Source organism: Lacticaseibacillus saniviri JCM 17471 = DSM 24301, assembly GCF_001311785.1.
GTDB classification, from domain to species: domain Bacteria; phylum Bacillota; class Bacilli; order Lactobacillales; family Lactobacillaceae; genus Lacticaseibacillus; species Lacticaseibacillus saniviri.
This window is the reverse complement of the sequence record NZ_BBBX01000061.1, coordinates 1-1,424: the sequence shown is the minus strand read 5'-3', so window position 1 is coordinate 1,424 and position 1,424 is coordinate 1. Positions and strand designations below refer to the sequence as shown.

Genomic DNA, 1,424 nt, shown 5'->3' with positions numbered 1-1,424 from the left:
TAACAAAAAAAAGGCATCTAAGCCTCCCTAGTGCTATGCTTTAAGCGACGAAACTCAAGATAAGCGGGGTAGGAATAGATGTCTCAACTAGATAATACACTTAAATTACTGGGAATTACAGACACAAACATTCAGGTGTTCGGTACTCGTGAGGAATTTCATGGTCGGGGCTCGGGTCGCAAAAAGTATTTGGTCATCCAGGCAGAGCTTACCTACACACTCAGGCGCTGTCCCAGCTGTGGATACAATACGTTGCACCCTAACGGACACAAGCTCACTTATGTCCACATTGCAGGACCCATGGACCGGCCCGTAATTCTAGAGCTAAACAAGCAACGCTGGCGTTGTAGTAACTGCCATAGCACTTGTACGGCCACCACTCCAGTGGTATCAACCAACCACGCCATCGGTCACGGACTAGCGACTCATGTGCTGAAGCTAGCCAGTAAATCACTCCCGGCTAAGACTATCGCCAGTCTCACCGGTATTTCGACAAACTCAGTTCAGCGTATTTTGACGGCTAATATTCATCCACACGCGAGCCGCCGGTTACCGATTAATCTATGCTTTGATGAATTCCGTTCCACGCACGGCTCCATGTCGTTTATTTGCATTGACGCCGACACTCACAAATCAGTTAAAGTACTTAGCGACCGCCTTAATAGAACCATCAAACAGTTCTTTCTTAGTCAGTACAGCACCGCAGAACGGGCCGCGGTTCAACGCGTCATCATGGACATGAACGCCTCCTATCAAGCATTCGTGCACGAACTATTCCCTAACGCCGAACTCATTATTGATCGGTTCCACATTATTCAATTAATAGGCCGGACGATGGATACCATTCGCACTCAATGTTTAAAGCAACTCGACAAGCATTCGCGGGAATATAAAGTACTGAAATCACTATGGCGCCTATTCCACAAGGCCAACCCTGACGCACAAAAGAGCCGCTACCTCTTCGGCCTGAATGAGTACTCGACCGAACAGAGCGCTATTGATATTGGAACCGATACGTTTCCGGCCTTCAAAACAGCTTATGAAACCTACATCGATCTCCACGGTGCTTTGATGGGGCGTCACGCTGATGAACTCAAGAATATCATCACTAACTATCAGCCTAACGGCACGCCCCTAGATACGGCCATGCATACCCTACGAAAGAATCTTAATGGAGTAATTAACGCCGCCAAATCGTCCTACTCTAACGGACCGATAGAGGGCATCAACCGTAAGATCAAGGAGCTCAAACGTGCTTGCTATGGCTTCTCCAATCAGGCCAATATGTTCACACGCGTCTACCAGCTGATTGCCTAGATTATCTACCACAATAACGTCACGATGGTAGGCTTATTTGTTATGCCTTCAAGTACGATATTCAGACAACACACCAGATTAAACGCCGCAACTAATAAAACAACAAA

At 47.1% G+C, this 1,424-nt stretch carries 1 protein-coding gene; it reads left to right on the top strand.

Annotated features, from left to right (window positions below):
* Positions 1-78: 78 nt before the first annotated feature.
* The gene (locus JCM17471_RS13135) at positions 79-1,317 is read left to right on the top strand and encodes an ISL3-like element IS1165 family transposase (protein WP_054778174.1); all 1,239 of its coding nucleotides are present in this window, start codon (positions 79-81) and stop codon (positions 1,315-1,317) included.
* Positions 1,318-1,424 lie beyond the last annotated feature (107 nt).